Annotated in this window: 16 protein-coding genes; 8 read left to right on the top strand and 8 right to left on the bottom strand. The window is 66.5% G+C overall.

Annotated elements, in window-relative coordinates:
• Positions 1 to 4 precede the first annotated feature (4 nt).
• Positions 5 to 1,363: an MATE family efflux transporter gene (locus GWK63_RS08335; protein ID WP_040000116.1), complete on the bottom strand. Its 1,359-nt coding sequence runs from the start codon at positions 1,361 to 1,363 to the stop codon at positions 5 to 7.
• A 121-nt stretch (positions 1,364 to 1,484) separates the two neighbouring features.
• Between GWK63_RS08335 and GWK63_RS08330 the strand changes: the two genes are divergently transcribed.
• The 3 genes from GWK63_RS08330 (at position 1,485) to GWK63_RS08320 (ending at position 5,617) form a co-directional block, all read left to right on the top strand.
• The gene (locus GWK63_RS08330) at positions 1,485 to 2,696 is read left to right on the top strand and encodes a restriction endonuclease subunit S (protein WP_223846501.1); all 1,212 of its coding nucleotides are present in this window, start codon (positions 1,485 to 1,487) and stop codon (positions 2,694 to 2,696) included.
• A gap of 218 nt (positions 2,697 to 2,914) precedes the next feature.
• Positions 2,915 to 3,964 carry an AI-2E family transporter gene (locus GWK63_RS08325; protein WP_040000118.1) on the top strand — a complete coding sequence of 350 codons (1,050 nt, stop codon included), beginning with the start codon at positions 2,915 to 2,917 and terminating at the stop codon, positions 3,962 to 3,964.
• A gap of 12 nt (positions 3,965 to 3,976) precedes the next feature.
• Positions 3,977 to 5,617, top strand: a complete 1,641-nt coding sequence (locus GWK63_RS08320) for a class I SAM-dependent DNA methyltransferase (RefSeq protein ID WP_112210031.1) — start codon at positions 3,977 to 3,979, stop codon at positions 5,615 to 5,617.
• Here the strand turns inward: GWK63_RS08320 and mtnK are convergent.
• From mtnK to GWK63_RS08305, 3 genes are all read right to left on the bottom strand, one after another.
• Complete coding sequence (gene mtnK / locus GWK63_RS08315) at positions 5,614 to 6,858, bottom strand: S-methyl-5-thioribose kinase (protein WP_040000176.1); 1,245 nt, start codon at positions 6,856 to 6,858, stop codon at positions 5,614 to 5,616. The genes GWK63_RS08320 and mtnK overlap by 4 nt on opposite strands.
• Positions 6,859 to 6,990: 132 nt before the next feature.
• A complete protein-coding gene (locus GWK63_RS08310) occupies positions 6,991 to 7,176 on the bottom strand; it encodes a hypothetical protein (protein ID WP_007400589.1) in 186 nt (61 codons plus the stop codon).
• 24 nt (positions 7,177 to 7,200) lie between these two features.
• On the bottom strand, positions 7,201 to 7,851 hold the full coding sequence (locus tag GWK63_RS08305) for a hypothetical protein (RefSeq protein WP_007400590.1): 651 nt from the start codon (positions 7,849 to 7,851) through the stop codon (positions 7,201 to 7,203).
• Between the two features lie 128 nt (positions 7,852 to 7,979).
• Between GWK63_RS08305 and GWK63_RS08300 the strand changes: the two genes are divergently transcribed.
• Positions 7,980 to 8,429, top strand: coding sequence for a Fur family transcriptional regulator (locus GWK63_RS08300; protein WP_007400591.1), 450 nt, complete (start codon positions 7,980 to 7,982; stop codon positions 8,427 to 8,429).
• A gap of 14 nt (positions 8,430 to 8,443) precedes the next feature.
• On the opposite strand, the gene GWK63_RS08295 is transcribed toward GWK63_RS08300, so the two are convergent.
• Complete coding sequence (locus GWK63_RS08295; protein ID WP_223846500.1) at positions 8,444 to 8,866, bottom strand: hypothetical protein; 423 nt, start codon at positions 8,864 to 8,866, stop codon at positions 8,444 to 8,446.
• Positions 8,867 to 9,071: 205 nt separating this feature from the next.
• On the opposite strand from GWK63_RS08295, the gene pgm reads away from it, so the two are divergent.
• Entirely contained in the window at positions 9,072 to 10,742 is a 1,671-nt protein-coding gene (gene pgm, locus GWK63_RS08290) for a phosphoglucomutase (alpha-D-glucose-1,6-bisphosphate-dependent) (protein WP_007400593.1), read from the top strand.
• Positions 10,743 to 10,857: 115 nt separating this feature from the next.
• Here pgm and GWK63_RS08285 read toward each other — a convergent pair whose 3' ends face one another.
• Positions 10,858 to 11,352 carry a YaiI/YqxD family protein gene (locus tag GWK63_RS08285; RefSeq protein ID WP_040000179.1) on the bottom strand — a complete coding sequence of 165 codons (495 nt, stop codon included), beginning with the start codon at positions 11,350 to 11,352 and terminating at the stop codon, positions 10,858 to 10,860.
• A gap of 200 nt (positions 11,353 to 11,552) precedes the next feature.
• On the opposite strand from GWK63_RS08285, the gene GWK63_RS08280 reads away from it, so the two are divergent.
• Complete coding sequence (locus tag GWK63_RS08280) at positions 11,553 to 12,527, top strand: MBL fold metallo-hydrolase (protein WP_223846499.1); 975 nt, start codon at positions 11,553 to 11,555, stop codon at positions 12,525 to 12,527.
• A gap of 113 nt (positions 12,528 to 12,640) precedes the next feature.
• On the opposite strand, the gene GWK63_RS08275 is transcribed toward GWK63_RS08280, so the two are convergent.
• Complete coding sequence (locus GWK63_RS08275) at positions 12,641 to 12,880, bottom strand: hypothetical protein (protein ID WP_166498072.1); 240 nt, start codon at positions 12,878 to 12,880, stop codon at positions 12,641 to 12,643.
• 171 nt (positions 12,881 to 13,051) lie between these two features.
• Here GWK63_RS08275 and GWK63_RS08270 point away from each other — a divergent pair, with 171 nt between their 5' ends.
• Positions 13,052 to 13,207 (top strand): hypothetical protein, encoded by a 156-nt coding sequence (locus GWK63_RS08270; RefSeq protein WP_157772002.1) that lies wholly within the window; start codon positions 13,052 to 13,054, stop codon positions 13,205 to 13,207.
• Positions 13,208 to 13,274: 67 nt separating this feature from the next.
• A complete protein-coding gene (locus tag GWK63_RS08265; RefSeq protein WP_007400598.1) occupies positions 13,275 to 13,625 on the top strand; it encodes a zinc ribbon domain-containing protein YjdM in 351 nt (116 codons plus the stop codon).
• 53 nt (positions 13,626 to 13,678) lie between these two features.
• Here the strand turns inward: GWK63_RS08265 and GWK63_RS08260 are convergent, their stop codons facing one another.
• Positions 13,679 to 15,313: a dihydroxyacetone kinase subunit DhaK gene (locus GWK63_RS08260; protein WP_040000120.1), complete on the bottom strand. Its 1,635-nt coding sequence runs from the start codon at positions 15,311 to 15,313 to the stop codon at positions 13,679 to 13,681.
• Between the last annotated feature and the right edge of the window lie 38 nt (positions 15,314 to 15,351).

Below are 15,351 nucleotides of genomic sequence, written 5' to 3'. Positions count from 1 at the left end.
TGCGCTACCCTGCCCGCCGCGCCCGCAGGCGCCACAGGATGCGCGCGCCCAGCAGCAGGGATACGCATACAAGCCCGATCCCGTTGCCACACCACAGCCCCCACGCCCCCAGGCCACGGTGGAACGCAAGGTACAGCCCCCCCGGGAAGCCGATGCCCCAGTACCCGGCAATGGCCACCAGCATGGGAATGGTGGTATCTCCCTGCCCGCGCAGCACGCCGGTGGCAATGGCCTGCAGGGCGTCGGGCAGCTGGAACACCGCCCCGATCAGCAGCACGTCCAGTGCAATCCGCACCGCCTGCGCATTGGCGGGTCGCGCCGTATCCAGATAGAAGCCGATAATGTCATGCCGCCCCAGCGCCAGCAGCAGGGTCGCGGCGCCAGCCAGCGCTATGCCCAGTACCATGCCCGCCCCGGTCGCGCTGCGTACCATGGCGGGGTCGCCCCGTCCGGTCCAGTAGCCCACGCGGATGTTGCACGCCTGTCCCAGTGCGATGTACAGCGTGAAGGACTGCAGGCCGATGCCCAGCATGATCTGGAACGCCGCCAGCGCGTTGCTGCCCAGGGTTGCGGCCTCCAGGCTGTTGGTCTGGAACAGTGTGACCTCCGCCATGGCGCTTGCCAGCATGGGCAGCCCGGTGCGCAGCAGGGCCAGCGTGTGCCCCCAGTCATGTGCGCGCGGGCACAGGCCCTGGCGTAGCGCGGGCATGCGCACCGCAAGGCAGAGCAGGACGACCGGCATGCACCACAGCGTGATGACGGTGGCCATGGCCGAGCCATGCAGCCCCAGCGCGGGCAGTCCGAACCAGCCATGGATCAGGGTCGCGTTCAGCACGCCGTTGAGCACCATGATGCCGGGCATGACGCGCATCAGGATACCCTGCGCGCCCATGACCGGCAGGGCGGTGGCCAGAATGCCCTGTCCCATCAGCGCGGGTGGCACCGCCCACATCAGGATATGCACGAAATCCGTGACCGGCGCGCGGATGCCCGCAGGCTCGCCCAGCCATGCCAGCAGCCGGTCAACATGGTACAGGCAGAACAGTTCAGGCAGGCACAGCACGCAGGCGACCGCCAGCATGGAGGTGATGATGGCGCCCAGGCTGGCATGGTCTCCGCGTCCGCGCGCCTGGGCCAGCAGGATGCCGCCCGCCTCGATCATGGCGGCAAGGATGGCGTTGAGCGTGAAGAACGTGCCGGTGGCCAGGCCCCCTATCGCCAGCGCCTGTGCCCCGATCCCGCCCAGCAGCACGTCATCGGTCAGCCCCATGAGCATCTGTGTGAACTGCGAAAGGCCCATCGGCCCGGCTATGGCAAGGATGGCGCCTAATTCCGCCCTGAATGGTCTGGCTGGACGTGTCATGAAACCCTGTCATCATCCATGGCGCGGTACGGCCATGTCCTGCGCCCGCAGGCCGCGCGGGCCCGCCCATGGTTATACTACTTGGCCACGGCCTGCCAGTACGCACCGGATATGCTTGACATTGAACCCCTTTTATCTTCACCACCGCCCCATGCAGGGACATGACGGCAGGCGGAACGCGCGGGAAGGGCGATGGCCATGCGTGCCGCTGGGCGCGCTGGTGGAATGCCTGGATGCCCGTCGCATCCCGCTCAGCCGCGCGCAGCGCGCGCGCTGTCCCGGCCATGTGCCCTATCATGGTGCCAGCGGTGTGATCGGCCATGTGGACCGTGCCCTGTTTGATGGTCCGCTCGTGTTGCTGGGGGAGGATGGCGCCCCCTTTCTCGACCCCGCGCGGGATGTGGCGTTTTTCCATGAAGGACCGCTGTGGGCGGGCAATCATGTGCATGTGCTGCGTCCGCGCGCGGGTGTGGACGGGCGCTTTGTGGCCCATGCGCTCAATACCGTGGCCTATGATGCGTATGTGGAAGGCGCGACACGCCCCAAGCTGACGCGTGCGCGCATGAACAGCCTGCCCGTCCCCTGTCCCCCGCCTGCCTGCCAGCGCCGCATTGCGCGGGAACTGGATGGCGCGCTGGCACGTATCGCGCGCCAGCTGCATGAACTGTCGGTGCAGGCGGCACTGGCGCGCGAACAGGCCGATGCCGCATTGTGGCATGCCGTGCAGCCTGATGGGGGCCATCCGGTCCGGCTGCTGGGCAGTGTGTTTGATATCGTGGGCGGGGGCACGCCCCCTACCGCGCGGGCCGACTGCTGGGGCGGGGACGTGCCATGGCTCACCCCCGCCGACCTGCCGGCCGGGGCACCCGTCAGGCTGCGCCATGGCGCGCGCGGCCTGAGTATTGCGGGGCTGGCCGCCTGCCGGGCAACGCTCGTGCCGCCTGGCGCGCTGGTCGTGTCCACCCGTGCGCCGGTGGGGCGGGTTGGCATGACGGAGGTGGCGGTATCGGTCAGCCAGGGCTGCAAGGCGCTGGTGCCCCGTGGGGGGGATGTGGCACTGGATTATGCGGCCTTCCTTCTGCGCGCCCATGCCCCCGTGCTGCGCCAGCGTGCGGGGGGTAGCGTGTTTGCCGAGGTGGATACCGCCACCCTTGCCTCGCTTGAACTGCCCCTGCCCCCCCTGCCCGTCCAGCGCGCGGTGGCCCGGACGGCATGGGCGACCATGGCGCGACTGGCGGCGCAGGATGCGGCGCACGCGGCCATGGTGGCCGCACTGCACGAGTACCGCCCGGCCCTGCGCCATGCCCGGGTGGCCGGTCTGGCCGAGGACTGAACGCATGCCAGGGCCACCGGCGCCGTCAGGCCGGCGGGCGCGCCGTGGTCATGCATCTGATGGCACGGTGCGCGGGCCGGTTATCAGGGCCTGCTGCCCGTCGCGCGCTCCATTATCACCCTTAGCGGGCGCCGCGTTTGTGTTACATTGCAGGTTCGGGACGCTGCACGGGCATGTGGCGGCCCTTCATCCCAACATAACAGGACAGATCCAGCCCCATGGATGAAAACCGAAGCCGGACCCAGTATATCGGCACCTTCATGTTCGTATGCGTGGTGCTGCTGTTTTCCGCATGGATCGAACAGTCCTTCCTGTTCGCCTTCGCGTGGGGGGGAATCCTCAGCATCACCACCTATCCGCTCTATCGCAGGCTGGTCCAGCGGGGCATGGGCAATGGACTGGCGGCGGGGCTGATCGCGGCGGCCATCTTCGCGCTGCTGGCGGTGCCCATGATTGCCATGGCGGTCCGGGCGGGGATGGAACTGCCATCGCTCATGGCATGGGGGCGTGGCGCGCTGCATGATGGCATTCCGCTCTCGCCGCAGGTGGCCGCGATTCCGCACATCGGGCCGCGCCTTGCCGGGCTGTGGCGGCATTACCTGTCCGACCCCGAGGAACTGCGCCACTGGACGGCCGTCGCCTCACGCATGTTCGCGACCGGCGACGGCCGTGAACTGCCGCATCGCGTGATGGACATGACCGAGACTTTCGTCATCGCCACCCTGTCGGTCTATTTCTACCTTGCGGCGTCACGCACGCTGCAGGCCGATATCCGCGCCGTGGGCAGCCGCTTTCTGGGCGCGCGCGCGCGGGATGTGATCCGCAACACCGTGGGCGCCGTGCGGGGCACGGTGGCAGGGCTGGTGCTGGTGGGGCTGGGTCAGGGCGTGCTGGTGGGGATCGGCTATTTCATCGCGGGCACGCCGCACCCGGCACTGCTGACGCTGCTGACGGCGGTGGTCAGCATCATCCCCTTCTGCGGGCCGGTCCTGCTGTGTGCCACCATGCTCATGACGTTTGCCGCCAATGGCGTGACCCAGGCGGTGATCGTGGGCGTGATCGGCGCCATCGCCTATGGCGCGGGCGACCATTTTGTCCGGCCCAGGCTGATCAGCGGCAGCACCAGCATCCCCTTCCTTGCGGTGCTGACCGCTATCCTGGGGGGCCTGCACATGTTTGGCCTGCTGGGGCTGTTCATCGGGCCTACGGTCATTGCGGTCGCCCTTTCGCTGTGGCGCACGGCGGCGGCGGAAGAACAGGCGCGCTAGGGCGAAGTCCCCATGCCGGCGGCCCTGCTGTCCGCGCCAGCCATCTGGCGTATTGCCGAACTGCTGCGCGGGGTGGTGCCACCGGGCGAATACGGGCCGGTCATACTGGCCTTTACCGTGCTGCGCAGGCTGGAGCTTGCGCGCGGGCGCCCGGTCTCGGCGCTGGCGGCGGTCGCATCTGTGGCGGACCCGCTGGCCCGGCTGGAAACGCTGCTTGGCCGCCTGCCCGCCCCGGTGCGCGGCATGATGGCGCAGATGGAAATGGGGCCGCTGGCCACGCGGCTTGCGCGGGCGGGTGTGCTGGGTCGGGTTGCGGCGCATTTCGCGGCGCTGGATCTTTCCCCCGCGCTTTATGGTACCCAGGCCATGGCCCGGCTGTTCGAGGAACTGGTCCGTCATTTTGACGCGGGCCAGGCAACGGGCGCGCATTACACCCCGCCGGAGATTGGCGATCTCATGACCGATCTCGTCTTTGCCCCGGATGCGGCAGGCACGCGGCACGCGCTGTATGATCCGGCCGCAGGCACGGGCGTGCTGCTGGGCCGGGCGGCGGACCGGTTGGCCGGGCGCGGCGTGGCGGTGGACCTGTTCGGTCAGGAAATCAGCGCACGTGCCTGCGCCATATGTCAGGCGGACATGCTGCTGCGGGGGCGCAACCCCGCGCATATCCTGCCCGGCAATACACTGGCGGTGGACCATCATGCCAGCCGCCGCTTTGCCCGCATGCTGGCCAATCCCCCTTTCGGGGTGGACTGGCGCGCCATCCGGCCCCTGGTCCAGGCTGAACATGCGGCGGGCAGCGCCGGCCGTTTTGCCGCCGGCCTGCCGCGCGTGGCGGATGGGTCCATGCTGTTCATGCTGCACCTGCTGGCCCGGATGCGCGCCCCCGCCCGGGGTGGCGCGCGTGTGGGAATGGTCACGCATGGCGCGGCGCTGGCCGGTGGCGGCGCGGATTCCGGTGAATCGGCCATTCGCCGCCATCTGGTGGATCATGACCTGATCGATACCGTCATTGCCCTGCCGGGGGACATGTTCGTCAATACCGGAATTGCCACCTATGTGTGGATACTGGACAACCGCAAGCCCGCCGGGCGGCAGGGCATGGTGCGGCTGGTGGATGCCACCGGCCTGTGGCGGCGCTGCCCGCGCAGCAGCGGCGAGAAGCGGCGCGAGATGACGCAGGCGCATATCGCCACCGTGGTACAGGCCGCCCTGGCAGGTACGGACATGGACCTGATTGTCCAGCCCGGTGCGGATGGCGCGCCCGCCCGCTGGCAGGCCGTGGCCTGTGACGGGCCGGAGGGGCAGGACGGGACGGGATGCGTGCCCCTGTCCCGCATTGTGCCGGGGCGGGATTTCCTCTATCGCAGCGTAAGCGTGGAACGGAGGGTGCGGGAGGCCGGCGCGGCGGCGCGCACCACATTCACCATGGACATGGCGGACGACCCGGATTCATGGTTCGCGCGCATGATCCTGCCGTTCGACCCCACGGCAAAGCTGGACATGGCGCGCTGCGCCACGGGCTGCGCCATATCGTTCGCGCGGTATTTCAGCCGGCCTGCCCCCCCCCGTCCACTGGCCGCCATCAGGGCGGAGCTGCGCCGTTCCATGGCGCGGCTTGCGGCCCTCATGCCCGGGGATGACGGGGACTAGCGGGGCTCGTGCAGCCCTGCCCTGCCCTGTTCGGCCAGATGGCGGAGGAAATCGGCCATCGTGCGGATCTCGTCCAGATGTTCGAGCACATGATAGGCAAAGCCCAGCGCGCCCGCGCGGCAGGCCGCGCGCTGGCGGGGATCGGCAATGATGTCGAAATCCGCCGTATGGGCGTAGCCGATGATGCGGCGGATGATTTCCACCCCCGCGAAGCCGATGGTATCGGCCATGATCTCGTTCATGAATCGCTGGCGGGCCACACGGGCGGCCGGGCCATAGGCCAGCGGGCGCAGCGTGCCCGGTGGCGGGGTTTCATGGCTGGTCCATAAGGTAAGGAATTCTTCATGGAAGCTGTGCCAGAACGCGGCGATATCATGCAGTGTGGCCTGGCGCCCGGCGTTGTCCGGCGTTGCGAAATAGTGCAGTACCAAGTTGCCCACAAACATGCCGCAATCAAACCCGATGGGGCCATAGACCGCGAATTCGCCATCAATCACCCGGGTATCATCCGCCGTGCTCATGATCGAGCCGGTATGCAGGTCCCCATGCAGCAGCGCCTGTGGCTGTGACAGGAAGCGGCGGCGCAGGTTTTCCACCGCCAGCAGGGTCGCGGCACTGGAGCGGATGTCCAGCACGATGGGCGTAAGCGCCGGATCGTGCCAGTGATTGCGCGGATGGTCGCGGTAAGGATCATCCAGCACCAGGTCCAGCGTGATGCGGGTCAGGGCCAGATTGGCGGAAAACAGGCGGCGGGCGGTGAACACATCCTCGAACGGACGGGCCAGAAGCGAGGTACCGAATGAGGCATGGGCCACGAACGTGCCGATACGCAGCGCCACGCCCGGCCACCGTGCCCCCTGCATCAGGGCCGTGCGCAGCACGGTATGTCCGGACAGGCTTTCGACAATCAGGACATACAGCTCCGGGTCATAATGCAGGAATTCCGTGGTCAGGCCGGGTGCAAGCGGCTGGACGGCACGTAGCCATTCGGATTCGAAAAACGTGCGGTCAAGCGGCATTTTCCATGTCGGGTCCACCCGCACATGTGGGAGTGCCTGCTTGAGGCACACCTCCCCCTTCACGCCCCCCACCAGAAAGACATTGTTCAGGTTGCCGTCACTGACCTCGCGCACCCGCCACTGCGCGGGCGGCCCCCCCAGGCGGCTTGCAATGGCGGGCAGGCCCGCCACCAGCGCGCGGATGGCCGCGGCATCAAGCGTGCGGTAGGTGGTGGGGTTCATGCGGCTCTTCTCCTGTCCTGCGCCGCGACCGGCGGATGTGGCAGGTTTGCGCGCAAATGGCTGGCATGCAACGCTTTTATGCCCCATCACGCCGGTCATGCGGCCCGGCGGGCCGGAAAACCCGCCACCGGCTTACCGCCGTATGGCGGCCCGGCGTGGCCCGGCCCCGTCCGCGGGGCGTTCCGCGCCCGGATGACGGGTCAGGGTGGCCGCCCCCGGGGTCGTTCCTTCCTGCCAGGCCAGGATGTCAAGCAGGTCAAGGAAAGCATTTTCCATGAACAGGCGCGCATGGCGCAGCGACAGGCGGGGTGTGGCCATGTCCGTTCTCCGGGCCGGGCGGGGTTACAGTCCGCCCGCCTGCGGCAGCGCATGGCCGGGCCACATGACATGTGCGCTCCCCATATCCGCATCATGCCAGCGCATGGCGGCAAGGCATCCCGCGCCAACGGGCTGGGACATGGTGGTGGATGGGGATTGCGGCCGGGCCGCCGCATCCCGGGATGGGCGGCGCAACTGTGTGACGGGGGGCCGGTTCGGCAATGCGGGCGTGGTGGCCCGGCGTGGCAGCCAGTAGCCAGCACCCGCCATGCAGGCCCCAAGCTGGGTAATGGCGGCGGCAAAGGGCGAGAGGACATGATGATGGGCAAAGATGGGCCGCAGGGTGCGCCGCACTTCCGCCTCGCGGCCTTCCTGTGCCGCCGCGGCGGCAAGGAGGAAGCGGCTTTCCGTGCCGGTCAGGTGGGTTGCGTTGCAGATTCCCACGTCCACCGGCTCGCGCTGGTAGGCCCGCAGGCGGCCCAGCGCCATGTGGAAGGCCTCGACCACGGCGGCGAAATCCGCCCTGAAGCATGGCAGCGCCAGACCCGGCATGCCGCCCCCTGTCCTGCCTTCCCCGCTCAGGCGGCGCACGCACCAGACCAGCAGGCGTTCGCTGCACGAGAGATCATTCATGAAAATGGTCGTGTCGGTCATCATCCGCTCGGGCCGTGGCATGGCCCGCTCCTGTTGTGTCGGTAGACTCCCAATAATGAGAAAGATTATCATTTGCAATTAAAATCGGTCGATGTCCCGTTGCATCCCTACTGGACCGGGGCGGTCTGTCTGGCTTACGTTACATAACGATGAAAGAGCCGAATTCCCCCGATTCCCCCCTCGCGGAGCTATGCCGCCAGAGGGGCCTGAAACTGACCGGCCAGCGCCGGACGATTGCCTTTGTCCTGTCCGACAGTGATGACCACCCGGATGTGGAGGAACTCTACCGCCGCGCGGTGGAGGTGGACCCCCGTATTTCCATAGCCACCGTGTACCGCACCGTGCGCCTGTTCGAGGAGAATGGCATCCTCCAGCGCCGTGACTTTGGTGGTGGCCGCGCCCGTTACGAAGTGGCCGATGGCGATCAGGGCGATCACTATCATCTGATCGATGCCGATAGCGGCAGGGTGATCGAGTTCGAGAACACCGAACTGGACTCCCTGCTGGCGGGAATCGTGCGCCAGATGGGCTATGACCTGGTTACCACCCGGCTTTCGGTAGTGGGGCGTCCGAAGGCAAAGGGCGGGACGCGCGACTGAACGCCGACGGGCATTCAGGATGAATGCGGGGGCCCGGTTTCCGGCGCCATCCAGTTCGGATGGCGGCGTTCGATCCATTCCAGCATGCGCGCGCTGAGGCGGCGGAAAAACGGCACGTCCTCCGCCAGCAGGATCAGGCCCAGTGGCAGCATCCACAGTCCCAGTACGGGAAGGAAGCTGAATACGCCCCCCACCGCCAGCAGGCAGCCCAGTACCAGGCGCAGTCCCGCCCTGCCAGGCTGGAGCAGCCAGCGCATGGCCTGTTCGCCCCGTGCGGGCAACCGCCTGAGCAGCCGCTCAAGCCGCCTGCGGCGCATGTGTTCGGCCGTGCCGGCGGGGGATGGGGAAGGTGCCGTGGGTATGTCCATTCCCGTACGATAGGTACTGTGTCGGCCCACGGCAACCGGGGTGCTGGAACGTGATGGGACCGTGGTCACGAAAAAGACACCGAACTTGATATAGTTCAATGTCACAGGCCCGATCGGCGCGCCACTGTCCGGGGATGATGCTTTTTCCTGCCTGCCCCCTTTCCGGCCCGCATGGGCCGTTGCCGCCGTTTGCGGCTGGACGGTCGATTTTCCGGCCTGTAAGGGAATTTGTCGGAATACGCGCTTTTTCATTATTACATTTCGGGAGCAGTCAATGCCCAGCATAAGCCCGTTTGCCGGCAAGCCGGTCGATCCGGACCGTCTTGTCAATATCGACGCCCTGCTTGACGCGTATTATACCCGCAAGCCCGATCCCGCCATTGCCACGCAGCGTGTGGCCTTTGGCACGTCGGGGCACCGGGGCTCCTCGCTGAGCACCAGCTTCAATGAAAACCATATCCTGGCCATCAGCCAGGCGATTGTCGATTATCGCAGGAACGCGGGCATCACCGGCCCGCTGTTCATTGGCATCGACACGCATGCCCTCTCGCGCCCCGCGCTCAGATCCGCTCTGGAAGTGTTTGCCGCGGCAGGGCTGGAAGTGCGCATTGACGAGAAGGACGGCTATACCCCCACCCCCGTCATTTCGCATGCGATCCTGACCTATAACCGGGGCCGCAGCACGGAACTGGCCGATGGCGTGGTGATCACGCCATCGCACAACCCGCCCGAGGACGGGGGGTTCAAGTACAACCCCCCCCATGGCGGTCCGGCCGATACCGACATCACCAAGGTGGTCGAGGCGGCGGCGAACGCCTATATCGGCAGGAAGATGGAAGGTGTGAACCGCATCTCCTTCGAGGATGCGCTCAAGGCCCCGACCACGAAGCGCCATGACTACATCACCCCCTATGTGAATGACCTGGGGGCCGTGGTGGACATGGAAATCATCCGCCAGTCGGGCATTTCCATCGGCATCGACCCGCTGGGCGGGGCGGCGGTGGATTACTGGCAGCCGATCATTGACAGATACGGCATCAACGCCACCATCGTCAGCAAGGAAGTGGACCCTACCTTCCGCTTCATGACCGCCGACTGGGACGGGCAGATCCGCATGGACTGTTCATCGCCCTACGCCATGGCGCGGCTGGTGAAGATGAAGGACCGTTTCGACATTGCCTTCGCCAATGATACCGATGCCGACCGCCATGGCATCGTATCGGGCAAATTCGGGCTGATGAACCCCAACCACTACCTGGCCACCGCCATCGAGTACCTGTTCAACAACCGCGATGCCTGGAACCCGGCCGCGGGCGTGGGCAAGACGGTGGTCAGCAGCAGCATGATCGACCGCGTGGCAAAGGAAATCGGCCGCAAGCTGGTGGAAGTGCCGGTTGGGTTCAAATGGTTCGTGGACGGGCTGTACAACGGCACGCTGGGCTTTGGTGGTGAGGAAAGTGCCGGTGCGTCCTTCCTGCGCCGTGACGGCACGGTGTGGAGCACGGACAAGGACGGCATCATCCTGGGCCTGCTGGCCGCCGAGATCACGGCCCGTACCGGCAAGACCCCCGGTGCCGCGTACGAAGCCATGACGCAGCGCCTGGGCACGCCGTACTATGCGCGTATCGATGCCCCGGCCGACCCGGAACAGAAGGCGCTGCTCAAGGCGCTCTCGCCCGAGCAGATCGGCATGACCGAGCTTGCGGGCGAGCCGATCGAGAGCACGCTGACCAACGCACCGGGCAACGGGGCGGCGATTGGCGGGCTCAAGGTCACGGCAAAGGACGGCTGGTTTGCCGCCCGGCCCTCCGGCACGGAAAATGTCTATAAGATCTATGCCGAGAGCTTCAAGAGCGCCGAGCACCTCAAGGCCATCCAGACCGAGGCTCAGGACGCGATTTCCGCCCTGTTCGCCAGGGCAAAGGCGGCTGAGACGGTGGGCTGACCGGACCCTCTGCCCGCCTGACCGGATTGCGCCGCCCGTCCCGCACCCTGCGGGGCGGGCGGCGTTTTTTGTGGCCTGTTTCCGGCAGGTCGCGGAAAAAAGAAGGAGGGCGCCCTTATGGGTCAGGCGGAATGAAGGGCAGCCTGCGGCCCTTCCCCGCCGCCTGTCTGCGCGCGCGTACCACGGCCGTATCCAGTGCGGAGAGGAAGGTGGAGCGATCCGCGCGGGTAAAGCTGCGATTGCCCTGGGTTATGGCCCCCGTATCGCGCAGGTCGGTCATGAGATTACGAACCGCCAGGGCCATGCCGATGGCGTTCTCATCCAGGATGCGCCCGCGTGGGTCCAGCACGCAGGCCCCGCGCGCGACACAGCGCGCGGCCAGCGGGATGTCGGCGGAAATCACGATGTCATGCGCGGCCGTGTTTTCGGCAATCCAGTCATCGGCCACGTCCATGCCCTGTGTCACCACCACGCGTTCGATCAGCGGCGTATCGGGCACGGCCATCATGCTGTTGGAGACGACAAAGGTGTGCAGCCCGTAGCGCAGGGCGACACGATAGGTTTCGTCCCGCACGGGGCAGGCATCGGCATCGATGAAAATACGGGTCAAGGAAGCGGCCTTTCCCGCCGGATGGGACATGAGGGGCATGCTGGCATGCCCTGTCCTATGCCGACACGGGGCCCGGTGGCAAGTTTGTGACAGGAAGGGCGGGTATCGTATATGTTCCTTTTGCGGAACAATACCATCAGGATCACTGCAGGAAGGACCGTCATATGCCATCATATCCCGTACCGCGTTCCTGGATGGGAATGCTCACGGCCCTCGTGGTCGGGGCCGCTCCCTTGCCGGCCATTGCGGCCGGCTTTGACATTACGGTGCTGGGTGCGCGTGGCGGTCTGGAAGATGGCAATCTGAGCGCCTATATGGTCCACCCCATCGGTGATCCGCGCGCGGTCCTGTGCGATGCGGGCAGCGTGCTGCATGGCCTGCAGGTGGCGGACCGGCATGGCGCGCTGGATGATGTCCCCATGCCGACGGAGGCGCCGGAAACCCGGCCGGGCTATGTGTTGCACCACGTCATCAGGGGCTATCTGGTCAGTCACGCGCATCTGGACCATGTGGCGGGACTGGTGCTGGTTTCACCCGATGACAGCGCCAAGCCCATCTATGCCCTGCCCTCGGTCAACATGGTTCTTTCGCGTGATCTGTTCAACGGCGCCGTATGGCCCAATAACGGCGACCGGGGGGCACCGCCACAACTGGGGCTGTACCATTATCAGGATATCGTGGCGGGCAGGCCGGTCGGGCTGGCGGGCACGGGGATGCGGGTTACCGCCTTTCCGCTCAGTCACGGAAGCGTGGAATCAACGGCATTCCTGCTGCGCTCCGGCGGTGACGCCATGCTCTATCTTGGGGACACGGGGGCTGACGCGGTCGAGCACAGCACGCGGCTGCGTGCCCTGTGGCAGGCGGTGGCGCCCCTGGTACGCGCGCACCGGCTGCGGGGTATCGTGATTGAATGTTCCTATGACGACACCCATCCCGACACGCAGCTATGGGGTCATCTCTCGCCGCGCTGGCTCCTGCGCGAACTGGCGGCGCTGCAGGATATCGCGCATACACCGCTGCGCGGCATGCCGGTGCTTGTGGCCCATATGAAGCCATCGCTGCGCAGGGGGCCCGATCCGGTTGCGGTCATTCCCGCGGAACTGCGCAGTGGCAACGACATGGGCGTGGACTTTATCGTGCCCGAACAGGGCATGCGGCTGCGGTGGGGCCGGTAGGCGCCGGACCTGACAGCCCCGTCCCCTGCCCGGGAACCATGGTCTGACCCGCCGCGTTCATTACAGGGATAAAGGCCCGCACCGTGTGATTGTGAAGAGCGCATGATGCGTTTTTACTTCCGGTTACTGGCATGATGCGTCACCATGGCCCGGATCATCATGAAGAGGAGGTTGGCATGCGTTACCTCATCGGTCATATGCGTGAAGGGTTCGGGGTGGCACTTCTGCTTTTCATGCTGGGGATCGAGCGCTTTTTCCGGAAGCAGGCGGTCCGTTAGCACCGGGCGCAGGACAGGGATACCGGCCGCATGGAATACCTTTCCTTTCAGCACCGTCATCGCTTCTGCGGGCATATGCGTGACATGACATGTGTCAGCCTGCTCCTGCGGCGCTGCCCCGTTTCCGCGCGTAACCATGGCGCGGTCCGGCGGTTTAACCCCCTGCAGGGCCAGAATGCCTGGCGGGGGGAAAACCGATGCGCAACATTACGCGGATAATGCCTGCGGCGACCGTTCCGGGCTGTCGTGCCGGATGTGTTAGACCCGGACCCGGCGGTGGCGGGGTGGATGGTGGGGACGGTCGCGGTGGCGGCACCCATGGCGGTACTGCACCCCGGCGGTAAGGCAGGGCGGCGGGCAGGCTGTGCCCGGTATGGCACGGCCTGTGCCAGCCCGGTATGATCCATGTCCTTTGCAGCCTGTGGCGCGTGCTTTAAGAGCATCGGCCCACAACCCTGTGAGGATGATAATGAGCACCGACCCCCAATGCCCCGTATGCGGATGCGCCCATGCCTACCCCGATGGCAGCCTGTGGATCTGCCCTGAATGCGGGCATGAATGGAACCCCGAGACCAGCGGGGCGGATGATACGGCCGGTCCGGCTGAAATCCGTGATGCCAACGGCAATGTGCTGGCTGATGGGGATAGCGTGACCGTCATCAAGGATCTCAGGATCAAGGGGGCTTCATCCGTGATCAAGGGCGGCACCAAGGTCAGGGGCATCCGGCTGGTTGACGGCACGGATGGCCACAACATCGCCTGCAAGATCGCGGGCGTGGGCGCGATCAACCTCAAATCCGAATTCGTCAGGAAAGCCTGACCCGCCCCGTTGCCCACCCGTGCCGCAGCCGCAGCACAGGTGGGCCGGGTCTTTCAGCCCCTGGCCAGACCTTCAAGCAGGCGGGCCACGGCTTCGGCTCCCGGATCGGGCACGTTCCGTACATGCGCGCTCGGTACATAGGCCGCACGCCCGGCGCGCGCGGTTTCCATGGTGGTGGTGGCGTCCGCCCCCTTTCGCGCGGCAAGGGCGGCATCGGTCAGGCTGCCGGTTCTGGCCAGTGCCTCCAGCGCGGGATACAGGGCGTCGATCATGGTGCGGTCACCGGGCTTTGCCCCGCCGCAGGCCATCATGTGTTCCAGCCCTTCGCGCAGCGCTTCCCGCCATGGTGCCCTGCTGCGGCCCGCTGCCGAGAACATGATGGCGAACAGCACGCCGCTTGATCCGCCCGCATGCTGGGTCAGGATATTGCTGACCGTGGTCATGAGCTGATGCGGGTCCGCCATGGGCAGGCGGTCCAGTGCCGCCGTGATTTCACGCGCCGCCCCGGCAAAGGTCGAACCGGCATCACCATCGCCAATTTTGCCATCCAGTTCATTCAACGGGGCTTCATTCGCAATCAGCACCTTTGCCCCATGCTCCAGCATGGCCCGGACGGTGGGGTCCGTGCTGGCGGGGTATGGAAAGGCATCGGGCATGACGGGCATGGGAGCCACGGCGGGACTGCCCAGCGGCACCATGCCGGGCCATGCAGGCGGCTGGGCAGGCGCCTGCAGCGCATGGGTTATGCTCTCATCCAGTTCGATCAGGGTGAGCGAGAAGCCGTTCATGTCCAGCGCGGTCATGAGCGGTGCCGGGCCGATGACATGCGAGACGCGGCGGGCAAGCCGTGTATGGCTGAAGGCTTCAAGCAGCAGCGCCATCTCCACTTCCGGCACGCAGCCAAGGTTGTTGAGCACCACGGCAAAGCGGGTATTGCGCACGGTGGCGGGCAGGCTGGCTTCCAGCGTTTCGGTTACCCTGCGCATGAGGTCACTGGCCGATGCCAGCGCGATGCGCTGCGCCCCCGGTTCCCCATGGATGCCAAGGCCAAGCTCGGCCTCGTCCGCCGCCAGCCGGCTGGCGCGGCCTGGCTCGTAAGGGTTGCAGTCCTCCAGCGCCATGCCGATGGTGCGCATGCGCCCTGCCCCGTCGCGCACGAACTGGGCCACGCGTGTCAGCGGCCAGCCCTGTGCCGCCCCGTATCCCGCAAGCTTGTGCGCCAGGACCGTGCCCGCAACCCCGCGCGGGGTTGCGGAATCCGGCAGGGCGATGTCGTCGCCCACAATCACCATTTCCACCTGTTTGCCCAAGGCACGCGCCCGTTCTGCCGCAAGGCCGAAGTTCAGCCGGTCGCCGGTATAGTTCTTGACCACCAGCAGGCAGCCCGCCTCCCCCGTCGTGGCCAGGATCGCGGCCACGATCGCATCCACGCAGGGTGATGCGAACAGCGCCCCGCATACGGCGGCCGTCAGCATGCCGCGCCCCACAAACCCCGCATGGGCGGGCTCATGCCCCGACCCGCCACCGGAAATGACCGAGACCAGTCCCCGCTCCGGCTCGCGCTGCATGATCACGCAGGTATCGGGATAGCCATCAAGCCGGCATAGGTGCTGGCCCGCCGCCGAGCGCAGGAACCCGTCCAGCGCTTCGGTTACGATCGTCTCCCGCGTGTTGAAAAAACGCTTCATTATCGTGCTGTCTCCCTTGCCGGCCCATGGCTGGCCAT

This window comes from Komagataeibacter rhaeticus (genome assembly GCF_011611525.1).
Classification (GTDB): Bacteria; Pseudomonadota; Alphaproteobacteria; order Acetobacterales; family Acetobacteraceae; genus Komagataeibacter; species Komagataeibacter rhaeticus.
This window is presented reverse-complemented; position numbering and strand designations above follow the sequence as displayed.